The following is a 19,157-nucleotide window of genomic DNA, read 5'->3' on the forward strand; positions in this document are numbered from 1 at the left end:
GCGTTGACTTTTGGCACGCTGTTGAGTTCTCAAGGAACGGACGCTTCCTTCAGGCCGCCTTCCAGCGGGCCCTCCGGGCGCTTCGTTCTTTCGTGTTTCGAGCTTATCAGATGCTTTCCGCTCCGTTTTCCGGAGTGAATTTCATCGGATTTGCTTTCGCCTTTCGGCGCTCCCGAACTCTAGCAGACTTATTTCGGCCGCATTTCCTGCTCGATTGGAATCGAAAAGGATGCGCGGCGAATCGCTCGCTGGAGAAGGAGGTCCGCCTGAATCAGGCGACTCGTTCCACGTTAGGGCACCGCCCATCGAGAGTCAAACCTGAGGGGGCCGGATCTGGCTTGATCCGGCCCCCTACACCCGAAGATGCAGCTCATTCCGGGTCTGTTTTGCGCCAGCAGAAGGTCAGTTGGACTTCAGCTCGACGGCCGCGAGGTTGCGCTTGCCTCGGCGCAGCACCAGCCAACGGCCGTGCAGCAGGTCCGAGTCGGCCGGGGCGGCCTCCTCGTCGGTGACCTTGGCGTTGTTGAGGTACGCGCCGCCCTCCTTGATGGTGCGGCGGGCGGCCGAGCGGCTCGGGGCCAGGCCGGCCTCGACCAGGAGGTCGACGATCGGGAGCAGTTCGGTGGCCGTGGCCTTGGGGACCTCGGCCAGGGCGGCAGCGAGGGTTGCGGGCTCCAGGTCGGCGAGGTCGCCCTGGCCGAAGAGTGCCTTGGAGGCCGCGACCGCGCGCTCGTACTGCTCCGCGCCGTGAACGAGTGTGGTGAGTTCCTCGGCGAGGGCGCGCTGTGCCAGGCGGGCGGCGGGGCGCTCGGCGGTCTCGCGCTCCAGCTCCTCGATCTCCTCCCTGGTACGGAAGGAGAAGATGCGCAGGAAGTTGGAGACGTCCCGGTCGTCCGCGTTCAGCCAGAACTGGTAGAAGGCGTACGGGGTGGTGAGCTCCGGGTCCAGCCAGACGGTCCCGGACTCGGTCTTGCCGAACTTGGTGCCGTCGGCCTTCACGATCAGCGGGGTGGCGAGGGCGTGCACGGACCTGCCCTCGGCCTTGCGGATCAGGTCGGTGCCGGCCGTGAGGTTGCCCCACTGGTCGCTGCCGCCGGTCTGCAGGGTGCAGCCGTGGCGGCGGTTCAGCTCCAGGTAGTCCATGCCCTGGAGGATCTGGTAGCTGAACTCGGTGTAGCTGATGCCGGCGTCGGAGTTCAGCCGGCGCGCGACCGCCTCCTTGGCGATCATGTTGTTGACGCGGAAGTACTTGCCCACGTCGCGAAGCAGACTGATCGCCGACATCTCGGAGGTCCAGTCCAGGTTGTTGACCATGCGGGCCGCGTACTCGCCCTCGAAGTCGAGGAAGCGGGAGATCTGGCCGCGCAGGCGGTCGACCCAACCGGCCACCACCTCGGGGTCGTTGAGGACGCGCTCCGCCGTCGGCTTGGGGTCGCCGATCAGGCCGGTGGCGCCGCCGACCAGGCCGAGCGGCAGGTTTCCGGCCTGCTGGATGCGGCGCATGGTGAGGATCTGCACCAGGTTGCCGAGGTGGAGGCTGGGGGCCGTCGGGTCGAAGCCGCAATAGAACGTGACCGGGCCGTCCGCGAACGCCTTGCGCAGTGCGTCCTCGTCGGTGGACAGGGCGATCAGCCCACGCCACCGCAGCTCGTCGACGATGTCCGTCACGGTCACGCTTCTCCTTCGATCGGGCACCCAGGCGGGTGTGGGTGGGCCGTTCCGTCGGGCCCGCTGCCTGGACGACTCCAGCGTTCTAGAGGGTACGCGTTCCCGGCCAGCGGATTTCAGCCCAGTCGTCCGGCTGCCGTGGCGGTGCCGTGGAAATTCCGTTGTTCGGGCGGGCCGGGCGCGTTCAGAGTGGTGCCCCACGCCACTGCCACCGGGCAACGGGTGGCCGACAGGCATGGGACGGGACGGCCGGGCCGTCGGGCGCGGTCGGGACAGGGAGGTGGCCGGAATGCGCAACACGCTGGTACTGAACGCGAGCTATGAGCCCCTGACGACGGTGTCGCTCAAGCGTGCCGTGGTGCTCGTCCTCCAGGACAAGGCCGTGGTTGAGCACGCGCATCCGCTGAGCGTGGTTCGCGGAACCGGCGTGTCCGTACCGGTGCCCCGGGTGATCCGCCTGCGGCGGTACGTCAGGGTGCCGTTCCGACAACGGGCCCCGTGGTCACGGCGCGGGGTGCTGATACGCGACCAGCACATGTGTGCGTACTGCGGGCGGCGGGCCAGCACGGTCGACCACCTGGTGCCGAGGTCGCGCGGCGGCGCCGACAGCTGGCTGAACACCGTGGCCGCATGCGCGGAGGACAACCAGCGCAAGGCCGACCGGACACCCGAACAGGCCGGGATGAGGCTCCTCCGCCGACCGTTCGAACCGACGCCGCAGGCCAGCCTGATGATGGCGCTGGGCCTGCGCGGCGGTGAGGCGGGCGAGTTCGCGCCCTGGCTTCCGGTTGCCGCAGCGGCCTGACCCGCCCACCGGGCTCCCGGTGGTCCGATCCGATCTCGTGGGGGGACGGATCGGCCCACCGGGCCGACGGCCACCGAACCCGGGAGCCCGCGTCGAGCTCGCGCTCGGGAACCCGGGGTCGGTCGGTGCCGAGGCCGGCCTACTTGAACCAGTAGCGCACACCCTTGTGGTGCGAGCAGGTCCCCTGGGGGGTCGCGCTGGTCGAGACCGAGCCGTCGTTGCACTCGGCCATCTCGCTCTGGCTGACGGGCGTCCGGCCCGCGTCCCAGCCGCAGACCCCGGTGGTGTGGTGCCCGCATGATCCGGCGGCCTTGGCGGCCTCCGGCTCGTCGGGGGCGGCGCTGCTCGGCGCGGGCTCGGGCTTGCGGACGGTGGTCGGCGACTCGTGGGCCGGCGAGGACTGGTGCTGCTCCGGGGTGCTGCTCGGAGTCGGTACGGCGCTCGGGGAGGCCGATGCCGAAGCCAAGGCCGAAGTGCTGGCGCTCGCACCGGTGCCCGCGCCTGCGGCGCTGCCCGCCGAGCCGTCGTCGGGTTCGCATGCGGTGGCGAACAGAGCCAGTACGGCCAGCGAGGCCGCCCCCACCATCCGGGCAGTTTTCACACACACTCCAAGTCAGCGCTCCACCGAGGCTGTCGAGTCGACCGACGCCTCGCCCCACCCGCACCTGCCCGGACGCGCGGACCGGCGTGGACACCACCGCCGCCAGGGTGCCGACAGTGCGTCGGGCTGGAGAAGATCCCGCACTATCCGGGCACACAATATGTCCACACGCACGGCTGGCGCCCGGGAATGATCGGATTGACTGATCGGACGGCATCCGACCGCCACCGGTCCGGGAACGCGAAGACCTCCGGCCCGGCAGGGTGCCGAAGCAGCCCCACCGCGCCGGAGGTCGCGGTCCCCGGTGGCTAGCCCTTGGCCTGGAACGCCGTGGCGGTACCGAAGTTGGCCGAGTGCTCGGGCACGGCCACCACCTTCTCGCCGCCGATCAGGATCCGGCCCGAGGTGAGCAGCAGGCCGGTCCCCTGCGGATACGCGCCACCGGTGGACTCCTGACCGCCGGTCAGGGCGAAGCGGCTGAGGTGGGCGGGCTGGTCCAGGCGCTCGTCGACGGCGAGCATCAGCGCGCCGTTGTCGATGCCGACCGCGCGGGCCTTGCCCTTCTCCTGGGCCGCGGTCTTCCAGAGCAGCTTTCCGGTGCTCAGGTCGTACGCGGTCACGGCGACGGGGCTGCCCTCGGCCGGCGTCAGCGTGGTGACCATGGTGTGGCCCTGGAAGAAGACACCGGGGGTCGCGCTGAGGCTGCCCCGGGCGGCGTCGAGGCGGCCGCCGTTGCCCGAGACCGGGATCTCGGTGGCCGGGTCTCCGTTGGCGCCCCAGGCCAGTACCCGGTCGTCGGTGGGGCTCTGACCGGTGGTGAGGACCACGGCGGGTTCGGCCGACAGGACGGTGACGGTCTTCGGACCGCTGTTGAGCCCGCGCCACCACTTGACCTTGCCGTCGGCGGCGTTGAGCGCGACGGCCTGCATGTTCGGGTCGCTGTCGGCGCAGCTGCTGCTGAGCAGGACGGTGTCGCCGTTCGCGCCACCGGACAGGGTGCAGAACTTGCCCTGCCCGGTGTACTGCCAGGCGTCGCTGCCGTCGGCGGCCGCCCAGGCCCACGCCTTGTCGTCGCCGACCGCGATCACCTTGTCACCGCTGACCGCGACATGGGCGGAGTACGGGTCCTTGGTGTCCGAGAGGGTCTTGGTCCAGGCCGTCTTGCCGGTCTTGGTGTCGATGGCGGCGAGCAGGGTGCAGGGGCTCTTCGGATCGGCCTGCGGGCGGAACAGGGCGACGCCGAGGCCGTTGCTGTTCACGGTGGGCGAGAGGCCGCAGGCGGCCGCGTTGTCGGCTGGCGGGGCCACCGTCCAGGCGGGCTTGCCGTCGGCCAGCGCGTACGCGTGCACGCCGGTGCTGTCGGCGCGGACGGCCGTGGCGGCGAGCAGCCAGCTGCCGACCAGGGTGTCGTCGGAGCCGGCCGAGCCGGCGGCTGCGGGCTGGGCGGTCCAGGCCTTGGCGTGGGCGACCGCGAACGCCTTGGCGGCGGCCGGGTCCTCGGTGGCCCCACTGCCACCGCTGCCGCTGCTGCTGCTGTCGCTGCCGCCGGTCGCCAGGAAGGCAGCCGTGATCAGGACGAGGACGGCCCCGGCGCCGGCTCCGGCGCGGATCGCGAGGGTCCGCCGGCTGGGGCCGTGCTCGGCCGAGACGACGGCGGTGATGGCGGATTTGGCGCGGTCGGCGAGCGAGCCCCTGCCCTTGCCGCCGTCCGGTCCTGCGTCCCCGCCGCGGTCGCCCTGCTGCTCCCCGGGACGACCGCCGGGCCGGGCCGGAGAGGGTGCGCCGGTCGCATCGTCGGACACGGCGGGCATGGCGGCGGTGGCGAGCTGCTCGAACGAGGCGAACGCGGCCGGATCGAAGGCGGCCGTCGGCGGGCCCTGGTCCGGGTCGGCGCTGCCACCGGAGGCCGGCACCGGCGGCAGCTGCTCGGTCGGGTCGGCGGGATACTGCTGGTCGAAGCCGTAGTAGCCGTTGTCGGTGCCCGCCGGGGCGTACAGCTGCTGCTCGGCGGCCGGGTACTGGCCGTACACGGAGTCGGCGCCGGCGCCGGGCGCGGTGGTCCCGAACGGGTCGTAAGCGGGGGTGGTCCCGAAGGGCGCGTTGTCGGTGGCGGGCGCACCGGGTGCGTAGAAGCCGTCGTGTCCGCCCGGCTCCTGCTGCTGGACATGCTGGACATGCTGCTGGGCACCGGTCTGCCACGGGTCGGTGCTCGGGGCGGCCCAACCGGGCTGGCCGGGCAGTCCGTGCTGCTCAGCGAAACCCTGCTGCTCCGGGAAGCCCTGCTGCTCGGAGTAACCCTGCTGCTCGGAGTAACCGTGCTGGCCGGGAAAGCCCTGGTGCTCGGGGAAGCCCTGGTGCTCGGGGAAGCCCTGGTGCTCGGGGAAGCCCTGCTCGCCTCCCGCGTACGGCTGCTGCTGACCGCCGTTCCAAGGGTCACCGGCCGCCGCCGACTGCTGCGGTGGGTACCAGGGCTGCTGCTGGTAGTCGTACCCGATGGGCTCCTGCCCAGCGGTCCCGGAGTGGTCCTGAGCCATGCGTCCCGTCCGTCCGACTGCGTGCGACAAGCCGCCAGCATCTCATGTCGGTGGAGGCGTGCCGCCCGGAACCCTGGGCTCCGGGCGCTGACCCGGGCTCAGGATTCGGCGCGCACGGCCTCGTCGATCCGGGCGGCGAGAGTGAAGTCGAGGCTGGTCAGACCGCCTTCGCTGTAGGTGAGAAGGACGAAGCGCAGGGTCCGCCAGCGGATGTCGATGTCGGGGTGGTGGTCCATCTGCTCGGAGGTCACGGCGATCGAGTCCACGATCCGGATGGCGGCCGGGAAGCTGGACGCCTCGACGGTCCGGACGATCGAGTTGCCCTCCCTGCCCCAGTCGGGCAGCGCGGTGAGTCCCGCGGCGATCTCGTCCTCGGTCAACAGGGCCGGGCGTCCACTGCTCATGGTGCTGCTGCCTCTCCTCGGTCGGCCGCCCGGCGCGGACGGGCCACCAGTTCACCGCCGCAGTTGGGGCAGCCGGCGGACATGGCCTCGGTGCAGTCCGGGCAGAACGTGCACTCGAAGGAGCATATGAAGGCCGCTGCCTGCGAGGTCAGCGACACCTCGCAGCGCTCACAGATCTCGCGCATTTCCAGCGCCATGGCAGCCTCCGATCACGTGGTCCGGTACGACGAGTGGTGCGGTACGAGGTGGCGGCCGACGGTCCGTCAGCCGACGAGCAGCCGGGTGACGGCGATCAGGCCGACCGCCACGATGATGCCGCGCAGCACGGGCGGCGGCAGCCGCCGGCCGACCTTGGCGCCGATCTGGCCGCCCAGCACCGACCCGGCGGCGATGAGCAGGACGGCCGTCCAGTCGAGGTGCGAGGTGAAGAGGAAGAAGACGGCGGCGACGCCGTTGACGATCAGCGCGAGCACGTTCTTGGCGGCGTTCAGCCGCTGCATCCCGTCGTCGAGCAGCATGCCCATCAGGGCGATCAGCAGGACGCCCTGGGCCGCGCCGAAGTACCCGCCGTAGATGCCGGTGAGGAAGACCCCGAGGAGCAGCACCGGGCCGATCTCGGCCGTGGCGCCGTCGCGCCGCCGGGCGGCCATCGCGCGGGCCACCCGGGGCTGGACGACCACCAGGACCAGGGCGAGCAGGATCAGCACCGGGACGATCGTGTCGAAGGCGCCGCTCGGCAGTCTGACCAGCAGCCAGGCGCCGAGCAGCCCGCCGAGCAGGGAGGCGGTGCCGAGTCGGAGCAGCCGCGGGCCCTGGCCCACGAGCTCGCGGCGGTAGCCGATGGCTCCGCTGAGCGAGCCGGGGACCAGGCCGAGGGTGTTGGAGACGTTGGCGGTGACCGGTGGCAGGCCGAAGGCGAGCAGCACCGGAAAGGTGATCAGCGTGCCCGAACCGACGACCGTGTTGATCGTCCCGGCGCCGATCCCGGCGGCCAGCACGATCAGCCCCTCCCACAATGTCATGTCCGAACCCCTCGCTCGCTCCTGTCGGCTGATCTTCCAGCAGCGGACGGTACGAGAGCCAGCGATATCCAGCATCCGGAACGAACGTCACACCGGGTCGGAGGGCCGGGCGGCCGCCGAACGCAGACCCGCCCCCGGACGGGTCCGGGGGCGGGCCGACGCATCACGGCCGGATCATGGCCGGATCAGGACGGTCACTCGGGGTCGATCTTGGGGTACTCCCGGGTCGGCTCGACCCGCGGGCGGGCTGCGCCCTTCTCGGTGTCCACCGGGCGAGGACCGGCGGGCGGGCTGACGGACGGGCGTCCGGCCGGGTCGAGCGGCACCTGGGCCGAGGTCGGGGCGGCGGCCGGGCCGGCGCCGTTGCCCCCGGTCAGGCCGGTGAAGGCGCCGCCGAGCCCCTTGAGCGCGTCGCCGACCTCGCTCGGGATGATCCACAGCTTGTTGGAGTCGCCCTTGGCCAGCTCGGGCAGGGTCTGCAGGTACTGGTAGGCGAGCAGCTTCTGGTCGGCGTCGCCGTCGTGGATGGCCTCGAAGACCGTACGGATCGCCGCGGCCTCACCGTCGGCGCGCAGCACGGCGGCCTGGGCCTCGCCCTCGGCCCTGAGCACGTCGGCCTGCTTCTCACCCTCGGCGCGCAGGATCGCCGCCTGCCGGGAGCCCTCGGCGGTGAGGATCGCGGCGCGCTTGTCACGGTCGGCGCGCATCTGCTTCTCCATCGAGTCCTGGATGGAGGTCGGCGGCTCGATCGCCTTCAGCTCGACACGGTTGACCCGGATCCCCCACTTGCCGGTGGCCTCGTCGAGCACACCGCGCAGTCCCGCGTTGATGACCTCGCGGGAGGTCAGGGTCGACTCCAGGTCCATCGAGCCGATGATGTTGCGCAGGGTGGTGACGGTGAGCTGCTCGATCGCCTGGATGTAGCTGGCGACCTCGTAGGTGGCGGCGCGCGGGTCGGTCACCTGGTAGTAGATGACGGTGTCGATGTTGACCACCAGGTTGTCCTGGGTGATCACGGGCTGCGGCGGGAACGGGACGACCTGCTCGCGCAGGTCGATCCGGTTGCGGACGGTGTCGATGAACGGCACCACGATGTTGAGGCCCGCGTTGAGGGTCCGGGTGTAGCGGCCGAAACGCTCCACGATGGCCGCACTGGCCTGCGGGATCACCTGGATCGTCTTGATCAGTGCGATGAAGGCCACCACGACCAGGACGACCAGCACGATAAGGACGGGTTCCACGGACTCTCCCCTAGACGACCAGGGCGGTTGCGCCCTGGATTTCGACGACATCGACCTGCTGGCCCGGTTCGTACACACTGCCGGGGTTGAGCGCCCGGGCCGACCAGATCTCGCCGTTCAGCTTGATCCGCCCGCCCTCCCCGTCGACCTGCTGCTGGACGACCGCGGTGGCGCCGATCAGCGCCGCCGTCCCCGTCCGGATCTCCGGCGACTGGCGCAGCTGCCGGTAGGCGATCGGCCGGACGAAGGCCAGCAGCGCGACGGAGACCCCGACGAAGACCAGGAACTGGAGCACCACACCCGCCCCCAGTCCGGCCGCCAGCGCGGCGGCACCGGCGCCGACCGCGAACATCGCGAACTCCGGCAGCGCGGTGAGCACCAGCGGTATGCCCAGACCGACGGCGGCCAGCAGCCACCAAATCCAGCTCTCCACAGATCCATCCTAGGTACGGGAAGACTCTTCCGGCGTAGGTTCCCGCAGGTGGATGGGCGGAAACCGGTCGTGCGTACGACCGGTCCCGGTTCGGCCCGATTCAGTTGTCCGGTGCCCGGTCTCAGCCGAGCGGCAGGCCCTGCGCGGACCAGCGGTCGCCGCGCCGCTCCAGGGTGAGCGGCAGGCCGAAGCAGAGCGAGAGGTTGCGGGCGGTCAGCTCGGTGTCGATCGGCCCCGCGGTCAGCACCTTGCCCTGGCGGATCATCAGGACATGGGTGAAGCCGGGGGCGATCTCCTCGACGTGGTGGGTGACCATCGCCATCGCGGGGGCGTACTCGTCCTGGGCCAGCGCGCCGAGGCGGCGGACCAGGTCCTCGCGGCCGCCGAGGTCGAGACCGGCGGCGGGCTCGTCGAGGAGCAGCAGCTCGGGGTCGGTCATCAGGCCACGGGCGATCAGGGTGCGCTTGCGCTCGCCCTCGGAGAGGGTGCCGAACTTGCGGTCGACCAGGTGCGCCATGCCGAGCCGGTCCAGCAGCGCCATGGCGCGCTGCTCGTCGGTGGTCTCGTACTGCTCCCGCCAGCTGACCGTCATGCCGTACGCGGCGGTCAGCACGACCTGGAGCACGGTCTGGTCGGCGGGCAGCCGGTCCATCATCGAGGCGCCGGCCAGGCCGATCCGCTGGCGCAGCTCGAAGACGTCCACGGCGCCGAGCTTCTCGCCGAGGATCGCGGCGGTGCCGGTGCTCGGGAAGAGGTAGGTGGAGGCGACCTGCAGCAGGGTCGTCTTGCCCGCACCGTTCGGGCCGAGGATCACCCAGCGCTCACCCTCGGAGATCGACCAGGAGACCTGGTCGATGAGCGCGTGCCCCTCCCGGACCACGGATACGTCCACCAGCTCCAGCACGTCGCTCATGCCTACGCCTTCCCCAATGCAGATTCGGCCGTCCGTGGGACCTGCGCGAAAGGTCCTCGGGGTGCGGTCCACTCGTGTCGACAGTCGGTGCGAGCGAGCAGCCCGCTCCGGCCGCCGGGTAAGGCTGGGAGGGGTGCGCCGCACGCAGCACAGCCCCAAACCTACGCCACGCGGATGGCCGAGTTTTCCGTAGGCTGGCCGGATGCTCGCCACACCTGCCGACAATCCGTACGAAGAACCGCGCTCCGGGCGCCTGACCGCCTGGGGCAACGCCCTGCTCGCCGGGCTCGTCCCGCCCGACAACGCCGCCGCGGCGGTGCTCGGCGAGGACGAGACCCACCGGGTCACCGGGCTGCCGGGCGACACCGACGGGGACGAGCACGGGCTCACCTGGGCGCTCGGGCGGCTGCGTGTCCTCGGGGCGAAGGGGCTCCGGCTGGCCCTGCCCGACGCCGGGCACCCGCTGGGGCTGACCGGTCCCGCCGAGTTCAACACGCGGGCGATGGGGGTCGGCGAGGCGGTGCTGGCGGTCGGGCTGCCGATCGGGCTGGTCCCCGAGATCGAGGTGTACGGGCCGGCGGGCGACCAGGGGACCCGGGTGCTCTGGCGCTGCGGCACCGTCAACGACGGCCCGCCGGCCGGGGTGCCCTCGCTGCACGAGGCCGAGCGCGAGCTCACGGACGGCCTGCGCGAGGCCACGCTGCTGCTCACCCGGCTGGACGTGGCGGGCGCCGGGCCCGAGGCGCTGCGGGCGCTGGAGGCGTACCGGCGGCGGGGGCACGCGGAGCTGCTCGCGCCCGGGTACTCGCCGCGCGCCGTCCGCGTCCTGGAGTCGGCCCGGCAGATCTCGGCGCTGCTCGCCATCGCCCTGGGCGGTCACGGGGCGGCGGTCAGCGCCTCCGAGATGGCCGCCCGCCGCGAGGTGCTGGCCCCGCTGGTCCAGACGGCCCGCCGCGCGCAGATCGCCGCCTACAACTCCCTGGCGGACGAGCCCCGCGGCTGAGGCCCGGCCCTTCGCGGGTACTCGGGGCGTGGGTCACCGTGCGAACCCGACTGGACGAAGTCCCCTGCCGGTTCGCGCAGTTCCCCGCGCCCCTGTTCAGCTCACGGCCGACTAGGCCTCGCCGTTGCGGACGGCCCACAGGGCGGCCTGGGTGCGGTCGGCGAGGTCGAGTTTCATCAGGATGTTGGAGACGTGGGTCTTGACGGTCTTCTCGGAGAGGTGGAGCGTGCGGGCGATCTCCCGGTTGGAGCGGCCGTCGGCGATGTGGCTCAGCACCTCGCGTTCGCGTTCGGTCAGGGTGCCGCCCCGGCCCTGGGGGGTGCGGGGGCCAGCGTCGGACAGGAGCGCCTCGGCCAGTTCGGGCTGGAGCAGGACGTGCCCGGCGTGGACGGAGCGGATCGCCCCGGCCAGCGCCTCGGGGTCGACGTCCTTGTACACGTAGCCGGCCGCGCCGGCCCGCAGGGCGGGGACCATGGTCCGGTGCTCGGTGAAGCTGGTGACGATCAGGATCCGGGCCGTGCTGCCCTGCTCCTTGAGCAGCTTGAGCGCCTCGATGCCGTCCACGCCGGGCATCTTCAGGTCCATCAGGACCACGTCCGGCAGCAGCTCCTGGGCTCGTGCGACGCCTTCCGCACCGTCCGCGGCCTCGCCGACCACCTCGATGTCGTCCTGCACCTCGAGGAAGGTCCGCAGGCCCCGCCGGACCACCTGGTGGTCGTCCACCAGCAGGACGCGGATCACCGACGACAGGTCAGGCACCGGGTACCTCCATCTCCACGACCGTCCCCTTGCCGGGGAACGACTCCAGCATCAGTGTGCCGCCGACGGCCGACGCCCGGTCGCGCATCGACACCAGGCCGAGGTGGCGTCCGGCCCGCTGGACGGAGTCGGGGTCGAAGCCGCGTCCGTCGTCGACCACCCGCAACACCGCGCCGCGGCCCGGGGTGGCGGCCAGGGTGACCTCCACGTGGCGGGCGTCGGCGTGCCGCAGGGCGTTGTGCAGGGCCTCCTGGGCGACCCGCAGCACCGCCGCCTCCTGGCCCGCGGGCAGCGCCCGGACGCCCTGGCTGGTGAACCGGACCGCCGCGCTGTGGGCCCGGTCGAGCAGTTGGACCTGTGAGGCGAGGGTGGCGACCAGGCCGTCCTCGTCCAGCGCGGCGGGGCGCAACTCGACCACCACGGTGCGCAGTTCGTCGGCCGCCTCGGCGGCCAGCCGGGCCACCTCGACGAGTTCGGCCCGGGCCCTGGCCGGGTCGCGGTCGACCAGGGTGGCGGCGGCCTTGGCGGTGAGGCGCAGCGAGAAGAGCTTCTGGGAGACCGCGTCGTGCAGGTCGTGGGCGATCCGGGCGCGTTCGCCGGCCAGGGTGAGTTCACGGCTGCGCTCGTAGAGGCGGGCGTTGCCGAGGGCGATGGCGGCGTGCGCGGCGAGGATCCGCAGCAGTTCCTCGTCCCGCTCGGTGAAGCCGCAGGCCCGGCCCGCCGGGCTGCGCTTGTTGGCGAGGAAGACCGCGCCGAGGATCTCGCCGTCGTCGATGATCGGCATCCCGAGGAAGTCCTTCATGTCGGGGTGCGCGTCCGGCCAGCCCTCGAAGTCGGGCGCCAGGCGGACGTCGGCGAGCCGGGTCGGGTCGAGCCGGTGGAGCATCGAGGCGAGCACGCCGTGCTGGCGGGGCAGCGGGCCGATGGCCTTCCACTGCTCGTCGGTGACGCCGTCCACCACGAACTGGGCGAAGCCGCCGTGGTCGTCGGGCACGCCGAGGGCCGCGTACTCGGCGTCGAGCAGCTGCCGGGCGGAGGCGGTGATCCGGCGCAGTACCTCGCGGACTTCGAGGTGGCGGCTCATCGCGAGGACGGCGGTGCTGACCGCTTCGATCCCGCCGAGGCTGGGGTCGCAGGCAGGCGTGGGTTCGTCGGCGGTCATGTGCCCAACGCTACCGCCGCCCGGGTGGGCCGGGCATGCGGCGCCGGGCGTAGGACCTGCGGCGTAGTCGGAGGGTCCCGAAGGTCCGGTCATGAAAGGCCCGGTCACGCAGACGGGCGGCCCCGGTCGAATCCTGGATTCGACCGGGGCCGCCCGTGCGGGTCCGGCGGGTCAGCCCTTCTGCATGACCTCGGGCTCGTGCCGGCGCTGGAGCCGCTGCACCAGGAACGCCAGCGCGACCGACATGACCAGCAGGACGAGGCAGTTGACGACCCAGTGGCCCACCGAGTGGTCCCAGAGCGCGTCGATCTCCCCGGGCTTGCTGCCCATCGGGGCGATGTGCGCCAGGTCCAGGGTGTTGCCCGTGGCGGCGAGGCCCCAGCGGGCGGGCATCAGCCAGGCCAGCTGCTCCAGGCCCGGCTTGTGGAAGAGCTGGAAGACCGCACCGGTGAAGACCATCTGCACGATGGCGAACATCACCAGCAGCGGCATGGTCTTCTCGGCCGTCTTGACCAGGGCGGAGATCACCAGGCCGACCATCATCGAGGTGACGCTGAGCAGGATGATGCCGATCGCCATCTCGACGGCGGGCGCGTGCTTGAACACCAGGCCCTCGGCGGGCAGCTTGCGCACCCCGAAGCCGATCCCCGAGATGATCGCGCCCTGCAGGACGCTGACCACACCGAGCACGATGATCTTCGACATCAGGTACGCCGACCGGGAGAGCCCGGTGGCGCGTTCCCGTTCGTAGATCGCCCGTTCCTTGATCAGCTCACGGACGGAGTTGGCCGTACCGGACAGACACGCGCCGAAGGCGAGCACCAGCAGGACCATGGCCGCGGTGCCGTTGGTGTGCGTCTTCGGGCTGGGTTGCAGCCCGAAGTCGTCGGGAATCATCGCGCTCACCACGCCGAGCACCAGCGGCATCAGCAGCGACAGCGCGATGAAGCCCCAGTCGGAGCCGATCACCGAGAGGTAGCGGCGGATCAGCGTCCACAGCTGGGAGCCCCAGCTCTGCGGCTTGGGCGGGCGGATCTGCTCGCGGGCGATGGCGGGGGACTGGGCGGCGACCGAGTCCACGTCGGCCGAGTACTGCTGGTAGTGCACCGAACCCCGGTAGCGGCCCGCCCAGTCGTGGTCGGGGTAGTTCTCGAAGGCCTGGAAGACGTCGGCCCAGGTCTCGTAGCCGAAGAAGTGCAGCGCCTCGTCCGGCGGACCGAAGTACGCCACCGAACCGCCGGGCGCCATCACCAGCAGCCGGTCGCAGAGCGCGAGTTCGGCCACCGAGTGGGTGACCACCAGGACCGTGCGGCCGTCGTCGGCGAGCCCGCGCAGGGTCTGCATGACCTCGCGGTCCATGCCCGGGTCGAGGCCGGAGGTGGGCTCGTCCAGGAAGATCAGCGACGGCTTGGTGAGCAGTTCCAGCGCGACCGAGACACGCTTCTGCTGGCCGCCGGAGAGCGCGGTGATGCGGTTGTCGGCGCGCTTGTCCAGGCGCAGCTCGTACAGCACCTCGTCGATCCGGCGCTCGCGCTCGGCGGGCTCGGTGTCGCCGGGGAAGCGCAGCCGGGCGGCGTACTTGAGGCCGGTGCGGACGGTGAGTTCCTTGTGCAGGATCTCCGACTGCGGCACCAGGCCGATCCGCGAGCGGAGTTCGGCGAACTGCTTGTAGAGGTTGCGGCCGTCGTAGAGGACGTCGCCCCGGTCGGCGGGACGGTAGCCGGTGAGCGCGCGCAGCAGGGTCGACTTGCCGGAGCCCGACGGGCCGATGACGGCGACCAGGGACTTCTCCGGGACGGAGAAGCTGACGTCGTTCAGCAGGATCTTCTTCCCACCCTTGTGCTCGACCTCGACGGTCAGGTGGCGGGCGGAGAAGGAGACCGCGCCGGTGTCGACGAACTCCTGCAGCTGGTCGCCGACCAGGGTGAAGGTGGAGTGGCCGACCGTCAGGCGGTCCTGCTGCCCCATCAGCTGGCGTTCCACCGGCTGGCCGTTGAGGAAGATCCCGTTGTGGCTGCCGAGGTCGACGATCTCCCAGCGGCCGTCGGGCAGTTGGCGCAGCTCCGCGTGGTGGCGGGAGACCTGGAGGTCGGAGACCACGATGTCGTTGTCCAGCGCACGGCCGATCCGGATGGTCCGCGACCCCGCGCTGAGGCTGCGCACCATGGTCGGACTTCCGAGGCCCGGCTGGGACTGCGCGCCGCCGTCGGCGGGCTGCGGGGCGGGTGCCTGCTGCTGCGGGAACCCGGACGGCTGCTGGGCGGGCCACTGCTGCTGGACCGGCGGCTGGGCGGGCCAGGGCTGCTGCGGCATCGCCGGCTGCTGCTGGTACTGCTGAGGCTGCTGGTACTGCTGGTGCTGGGGCGCGCTCGGGCCGGGCCTGGGCGCCGTGGTGGACTCGTACCAGGACGGGCTCTGCGGCTGCGCGGCCTGCTGCTGGGACGGCACCCCGGCCGGGGCCGAGAAGGCGAGCCTGGGCCCGCTCTCGGCGTTGCCGAGGTGCAGCACGGTGCCCGGCAGCAGCTGCGCGCGCAGCGTGCGCCCACCGGAGGCGTAACTGCCGTTGGTGCTGCCGTGGTCCTCGAACTGCCAGCTCGCGCCGTCGAAGGAGATGGTGGCGTGCCGCCAGGAGACCCTGGCGTCCTCGAACCGGAAGTCCGAGCCCGGGTCGCGCCCGATGGTGTACGACTGTCCGGGCTCCAGAACCCGCTGCTGCCCGTTGATCTCTGCTACGAGTTGCGGCACTGTCCGCCCGCCCCGCTCTCCGGTCCCCCGGGTGTTCCTGAATCTGACAGGGCGCATCATTCCAGCCGGGCGCCGCGCACCCAAAGTCCGGTCCGCCCTCGGCACAACCTTCACGCAACCTTCAGGGACACGGGGCGGCGGGAACCCGGGGCACACCGCTCCCCGAAGGCCCCCCGCGCCCCCGGCGCAGCGCGTCCACGGGCCGGACTGGTGCGGTGAACGGGGCAGGCGGCCCGGTAGCGTGGGAGGCACCATGAACGCATCGCCTCCGGCCGCTGAGCCCCGCCCCGCCCCGCAGCCCTCCGCCCTGCTGACCCAGCGCGGCGCCGACGACGAGCGCACCCTGCTGGTCAAGGTGTTCGGCAAGGACCGTCCCGGTATCACCGCAGGCCTGTTCGCCACGCTCGGCGAGTTCGGCGTCGACGTGATCGACATCGAGCAGATGGTCACCCGGGGCCGGATAACGCTGTGCGCCCTGATCACTCCCCCGCCCGCGCCGGGCGCCGAGGGCACGCTGCGGGTCACCGTGCACCGCTGGGCCGAGAGCCTCCGGCTCCAGGCCGAGATCATCTCGGGTATCGGCGACAACCGCCCCCGCCGGGAGGGCCGCTCGCACGTCACCGTGCTCGGCCACCCGCTGACCGCCACCGCCGTCGCGGCGCTGGCCAACCGCGTCTCCGAGGCCGGCGGCAACATCGACCGCGTCTTCCGGCTGGCCAAGTACCCGGTGACCGCCGTCGAACTGGCCGTCTCCGGGGTCGCCACCGAGCAGCTGCGGGCCGAGCTGGCCGTCGAGGCGGCCGCGCAGCGGGTGGACATCGCCGTGGTCCAGGCCGGACTGCACCGCCGGGCCAAGCGCCTGATCGTGATGGACGTGGACTCCACCCTGATCCAGGACGAGGTGATCGAGCTCTTCGCCGCGCACGCGGGCTGCGAGCAGCAGGTCGCCGAGGTGACCGCCGCCGCGATGCGCGGCGAGCTGGACTTCGCGGAGTCGCTGCGGGCCCGGGTCGCCCTGCTGGCCGGGCTGGACGCCGGCGTGACCGAGAAGGTCCGCGCCGAGGTACGGCTGACGCCGGGCGCCCGCACCCTGATCCGCACCCTCCAGCGGCTCGGCTACCAGGTGGGGATCGTCTCCGGCGGGTTCACCCAGGTCACCGACCACCTGGTGGAGCTGCTGGGCCTGGACTTCGCCGCCGCCAACACCCTGGAGGTCGAGGACGGCAGGTTCACCGGCCGGGTGACCGGCGAGATCGTGGACCGGGCGGGCAAGGCGCGCTGGCTGGCACGGTTCGCCGAGCAGGCGCGGGTGCCGCTGGAGCAGACGGTGGCGATCGGCGACGGGGCCAACGATCTCGACATGCTGAACGCGGCCGGCCTCGGGGTCGCCTTCAACGCCAAGCCGGTGGTCCGGGAGGCCGCCGACACCGCGGTGAACGTGCCCTTCCTGGACACCGTGCTCTACCTGCTCGGGATCACCCGCGAGGAGGTGGAGGCCGCCGACCTGGTGGACTGAACGTCCACCGGCGGCAGCGCTCCCAGGGGGCGCGGGGACGGCACAACGGGACGGCACGGGCGGTCCGCCCGGGTCCCGTCGCGGGGGGCGGGTTCCCCGCACCGCTCCCCGCGCCCCCTGGACGCCTTGGGTCAGTCCTGCGGGGTGTGGAAGGTGTCCAGCCTCGCCACGCCCGGCTCGACGTCCTTCCAGGAGCCGGTGAAGCTCAGCACCGCGACCGCCGCCGTCGGGAACCCGCCCAGCCGCAGGCGATTGAGTGCCTCCGGGTCGCCCTCGTCGCCCGCCAGGATCTGGGTCAGCCCGAGCACCCCCGGGTTGTGGCCGACCAGCAGCACGTCGGCGTACTCCTCGGGGGTCTCCTGCAGCACCGTGATGATCTCGCCGGGGCTGGCCTCGTAGACCCGCTCCTCGTAGACCGTCTTCCGGGGCCGCCTGGCCAAGCCGTGGACGGCCAGCTTCCAGGTCTCCCTGGTCCGGAGCGAGGTCGAGCAGAGCACGTAGTCGGGGCTGATACCGGAGTCGGCCAGCCAGACGCCGGCCTCCTTCGCCTGGGCCTGACCGCGGTCGGCAAGCGGCCGCTCGTGGTCGTCCACCTGGTTCGGCCAGTCGGCCTTGGCGTGGCGGAGAACGATGATCCTGCGGGACGTGTCGGCGCTCATACTCCAAGAGCTTTCCAGAAAACCGGCCGCCGGGCGCGGCGCTCCCGACCGGCACCACCCGCAGGAGTGGAGTACCCCGGGCTGCTCCCGCGTCAGCCCATGCTCTGGGCGACGGTGGCGATGATCGACACCACCACGACGATCGCGGCGATCAGACCGAGCATCTGCAGCAGCTTCTTCTGGCCATTCGGCGGATTCGGTTCGAGAACGGGCATGGCGCCGAGTCTCGCATCCGCGGCCCGCCGGGCGGAAACCGGGGTGGAACTCTTGACCTGCACTTGGCGCCGGTCGGCCGGGAGGGCTCAGGCGGCCGCCGGAACCTCGGCGGCCGGCGCCTCGTCCTCGATGTGCCGGGCCCGCGCCGCGCGCATACCGACCAGCATCTGCGGGACCAGCAGCACCGCCAGGAAGCCCAGCGGCAGGTACCAGGAGCCGGTGGCCTGGTAGATGGTGCCCACCAGGATCGGGCCCGGAATGGAGATCAGGTACCCGAGGCTCTGGGCGAAGGCCGAGAGCTGGGCCACGCCGCCCGAGGTCCTGGCCCGCAGGCCGATCATGGTCAGCGCGAGCGGGAAGGCGCACATCGACAGGCCGACCAGGGCGGCCCACAGCCAGGAGACGGTACCCGCCGCGAAGGCCAGGCCGAGGTAGCCGAGGATTCCGCACCCGCCCAGCAGCACCACGAACAGCCGCTGGTCGCCGCGGCGGGCGGCCAGGTTGGGCAGCACGAAGGAGGCCGGCACGCTGACCGCCATCACCAGCGCCAGCAGCACCCCGGAGGTGCCCTCCGAGACCCCGGCGTCCTGGTAGATCTTGGGCAGCCAGCCCATGGTGGCGTACGCGCTGGTGGACTGGAGGCCGAAGAAGACGGCCAGCGCCCAGGCGGTGCGGCTGCGCATGATCGGCAGCTTGACGGCGGCACCCTGCGCCGCCCGGCCGGTGGCACCGCCCCTGTCGCGGCGCAGGAAGAGCGTCACCAGGCAGAGCACCAGGGCCACGACCCCGAGCAGGCCCCAGACGCCCAGGCCGAACCGCCAGTCACCGCCCAGGGCGCTGGTCACCGGGACGGTGATCGCGGCGGCCAGCGAGGTGCCGACCGACAGCGACATCGAGTAGAGGCCGATCATCGGGCCGACCCGCTGGGGGAAGTACCGCTTGATGACCACCGGCAGCAGGACGTTGGAGACCGCGACACCCGCCAGCGCGACGGCGGTCAGCAGCAGGAAGACCGCCGTGCCGCCGGCGAAGGAGCGGGCGAACACGCCCAGCGTGATGGCGCCCATCCCGGCCGTGACCACCGCGATCGGACCGACTCTCCGGGCCAGGGCGGGCGCGGCGACCCCGAAGACCGCGAAGCAGAGCGCGGGCACCGCGGTGAGCAGCCCGGCGACGGTGGCGTTCATCCCGAGGTCGGCGCGGACCTTGTCCAGGAGCGGGCCGAGGCTGGTGACCACCGGTCGGAGGTTGAGGGCGGCGGCCGCGATCGCGGCGGCGAGCAGCCAGGCCAGATAGCGGCTGCGGCGGTCGGCGGGGCCGCTCCCGGCGGCGCTGTCGGCGGTGTCGGTCCCGGTGGGCCGCGCCTGGGCGCGTGGGTCGGTGGTGGGGTCTGCTGCGGTGGACATGCGCCCATCATAGAATGATGGGATGAATTCACACACCCCGGTATCCTGAGCTTCATCAGGCCTTCATCAA

18 protein-coding genes are annotated in these 19,157 nt (G+C 72.0%); 3 read left to right on the top strand and 15 right to left on the bottom strand.

What is annotated here, in order from left to right:
- Positions 1-402: 402 nt before the first annotated feature.
- Positions 403-1,668: a tyrosine--tRNA ligase gene (tyrS, locus tag UK12_RS17385; RefSeq protein WP_045303962.1), complete on the bottom strand. Its 1,266-nt coding sequence runs from the start codon at positions 1,666-1,668 to the stop codon at positions 403-405.
- A gap of 289 nt (positions 1,669-1,957) precedes the next feature.
- On the opposite strand from tyrS, the gene UK12_RS17390 reads away from it, so the two are divergent.
- Positions 1,958-2,473, top strand: coding sequence for an HNH endonuclease (locus UK12_RS17390; protein WP_045303920.1), 516 nt, complete (start codon positions 1,958-1,960; stop codon positions 2,471-2,473).
- 139 nt (positions 2,474-2,612) lie between these two features.
- On the opposite strand, the gene UK12_RS41365 is transcribed toward UK12_RS17390, so the two are convergent.
- The 8 genes from UK12_RS41365 to UK12_RS17430 form a co-directional block, all read right to left on the bottom strand.
- A complete protein-coding gene (locus tag UK12_RS41365) occupies positions 2,613-3,074 on the bottom strand; it encodes a DUF3761 domain-containing protein (RefSeq protein ID WP_197084946.1) in 462 nt (153 codons plus the stop codon).
- A 308-nt stretch (positions 3,075-3,382) separates the two neighbouring features.
- Positions 3,383-5,608, bottom strand: a complete 2,226-nt coding sequence (locus UK12_RS17400) for an outer membrane protein assembly factor BamB family protein (RefSeq protein WP_045303922.1) — start codon at positions 5,606-5,608, stop codon at positions 3,383-3,385.
- A 98-nt stretch (positions 5,609-5,706) separates the two neighbouring features.
- Positions 5,707-6,012, bottom strand: coding sequence for a 4a-hydroxytetrahydrobiopterin dehydratase (locus UK12_RS17405; protein WP_045303923.1), 306 nt, complete (start codon positions 6,010-6,012; stop codon positions 5,707-5,709).
- Positions 6,009-6,209: a DUF1272 domain-containing protein gene (locus UK12_RS17410; RefSeq protein ID WP_045303924.1), complete on the bottom strand. Its 201-nt coding sequence runs from the start codon at positions 6,207-6,209 to the stop codon at positions 6,009-6,011. Before UK12_RS17410 ends, UK12_RS17405 begins: the two co-directional genes overlap by 4 nt.
- A 66-nt stretch (positions 6,210-6,275) precedes the next feature.
- Entirely contained in the window at positions 6,276-7,034 is a 759-nt protein-coding gene (locus tag UK12_RS17415) for a sulfite exporter TauE/SafE family protein (RefSeq protein WP_045303925.1), read from the bottom strand.
- Between the two features lie 194 nt (positions 7,035-7,228).
- Entirely contained in the window at positions 7,229-8,326 is a 1,098-nt protein-coding gene (locus tag UK12_RS17420; RefSeq protein ID WP_442973811.1) for an SPFH domain-containing protein, read from the bottom strand.
- Positions 8,286-8,708: an NfeD family protein gene (locus UK12_RS17425; protein WP_045303927.1), complete on the bottom strand. Its 423-nt coding sequence runs from the start codon at positions 8,706-8,708 to the stop codon at positions 8,286-8,288. The genes UK12_RS17420 and UK12_RS17425 overlap by 41 nt, the downstream gene beginning before the upstream one ends.
- A 121-nt stretch (positions 8,709-8,829) precedes the next feature.
- A complete protein-coding gene (locus UK12_RS17430) occupies positions 8,830-9,621 on the bottom strand; it encodes an ABC transporter ATP-binding protein (RefSeq protein ID WP_045303928.1) in 792 nt (263 codons plus the stop codon).
- 202 nt (positions 9,622-9,823) lie between these two features.
- Between UK12_RS17430 and UK12_RS17435 the strand changes: the two genes are divergently transcribed.
- Positions 9,824-10,624: a hypothetical protein gene (locus UK12_RS17435; protein WP_045303929.1), complete on the top strand. Its 801-nt coding sequence runs from the start codon at positions 9,824-9,826 to the stop codon at positions 10,622-10,624.
- A 111-nt stretch (positions 10,625-10,735) separates the two neighbouring features.
- On the opposite strand, the gene UK12_RS17440 is transcribed toward UK12_RS17435, so the two are convergent.
- The 3 genes from UK12_RS17440 to UK12_RS17450 all read right to left on the bottom strand — a co-directional run bounded on the left by UK12_RS17440 (position 10,736) and on the right by UK12_RS17450 (position 15,290).
- A complete protein-coding gene (locus tag UK12_RS17440) occupies positions 10,736-11,383 on the bottom strand; it encodes a response regulator (RefSeq protein ID WP_269432027.1) in 648 nt (215 codons plus the stop codon).
- Positions 11,376-12,545, bottom strand: a complete 1,170-nt coding sequence (locus UK12_RS17445) for a GAF domain-containing sensor histidine kinase (RefSeq protein ID WP_045303930.1) — start codon at positions 12,543-12,545, stop codon at positions 11,376-11,378. The genes UK12_RS17440 and UK12_RS17445 overlap by 8 nt, the downstream gene beginning before the upstream one ends.
- Positions 12,546-12,716: 171 nt before the next feature.
- Positions 12,717-15,290: an FHA domain-containing protein gene (locus tag UK12_RS17450; RefSeq protein WP_045303931.1), complete on the bottom strand. Its 2,574-nt coding sequence runs from the start codon at positions 15,288-15,290 to the stop codon at positions 12,717-12,719.
- Between the two features lie 253 nt (positions 15,291-15,543).
- On the opposite strand from UK12_RS17450, the gene serB reads away from it, so the two are divergent.
- Complete coding sequence (serB, locus tag UK12_RS17455) at positions 15,544-16,806, top strand: phosphoserine phosphatase SerB (protein WP_082119705.1); 1,263 nt, start codon at positions 15,544-15,546, stop codon at positions 16,804-16,806.
- Positions 16,807-16,937: 131 nt separating this feature from the next.
- Here the strand turns inward: serB and UK12_RS17460 are convergent, their stop codons facing one another.
- From UK12_RS17460 to UK12_RS17465, 3 genes are all read right to left on the bottom strand, one after another.
- A complete protein-coding gene (locus tag UK12_RS17460; RefSeq protein ID WP_045303932.1) occupies positions 16,938-17,465 on the bottom strand; it encodes a SixA phosphatase family protein in 528 nt (175 codons plus the stop codon).
- Positions 17,466-17,557: 92 nt separating this feature from the next.
- The gene (locus tag UK12_RS44455) at positions 17,558-17,680 is read right to left on the bottom strand and encodes an SGM_5486 family transporter-associated protein (protein ID WP_269432028.1); all 123 of its coding nucleotides are present in this window, start codon (positions 17,678-17,680) and stop codon (positions 17,558-17,560) included.
- An 87-nt stretch (positions 17,681-17,767) separates the two neighbouring features.
- Positions 17,768-19,087 (bottom strand): CynX/NimT family MFS transporter, encoded by a 1,320-nt coding sequence (locus UK12_RS17465; RefSeq protein WP_045303933.1) that lies wholly within the window; start codon positions 19,085-19,087, stop codon positions 17,768-17,770.
- Between the last annotated feature and the right edge of the window lie 70 nt (positions 19,088-19,157).

Origin of the sequence: Saccharothrix sp. ST-888, assembly GCF_000955975.1 — a bacterium.
Taxonomy (GTDB): domain Bacteria; phylum Actinomycetota; class Actinomycetes; order Streptomycetales; family Streptomycetaceae; genus Kitasatospora.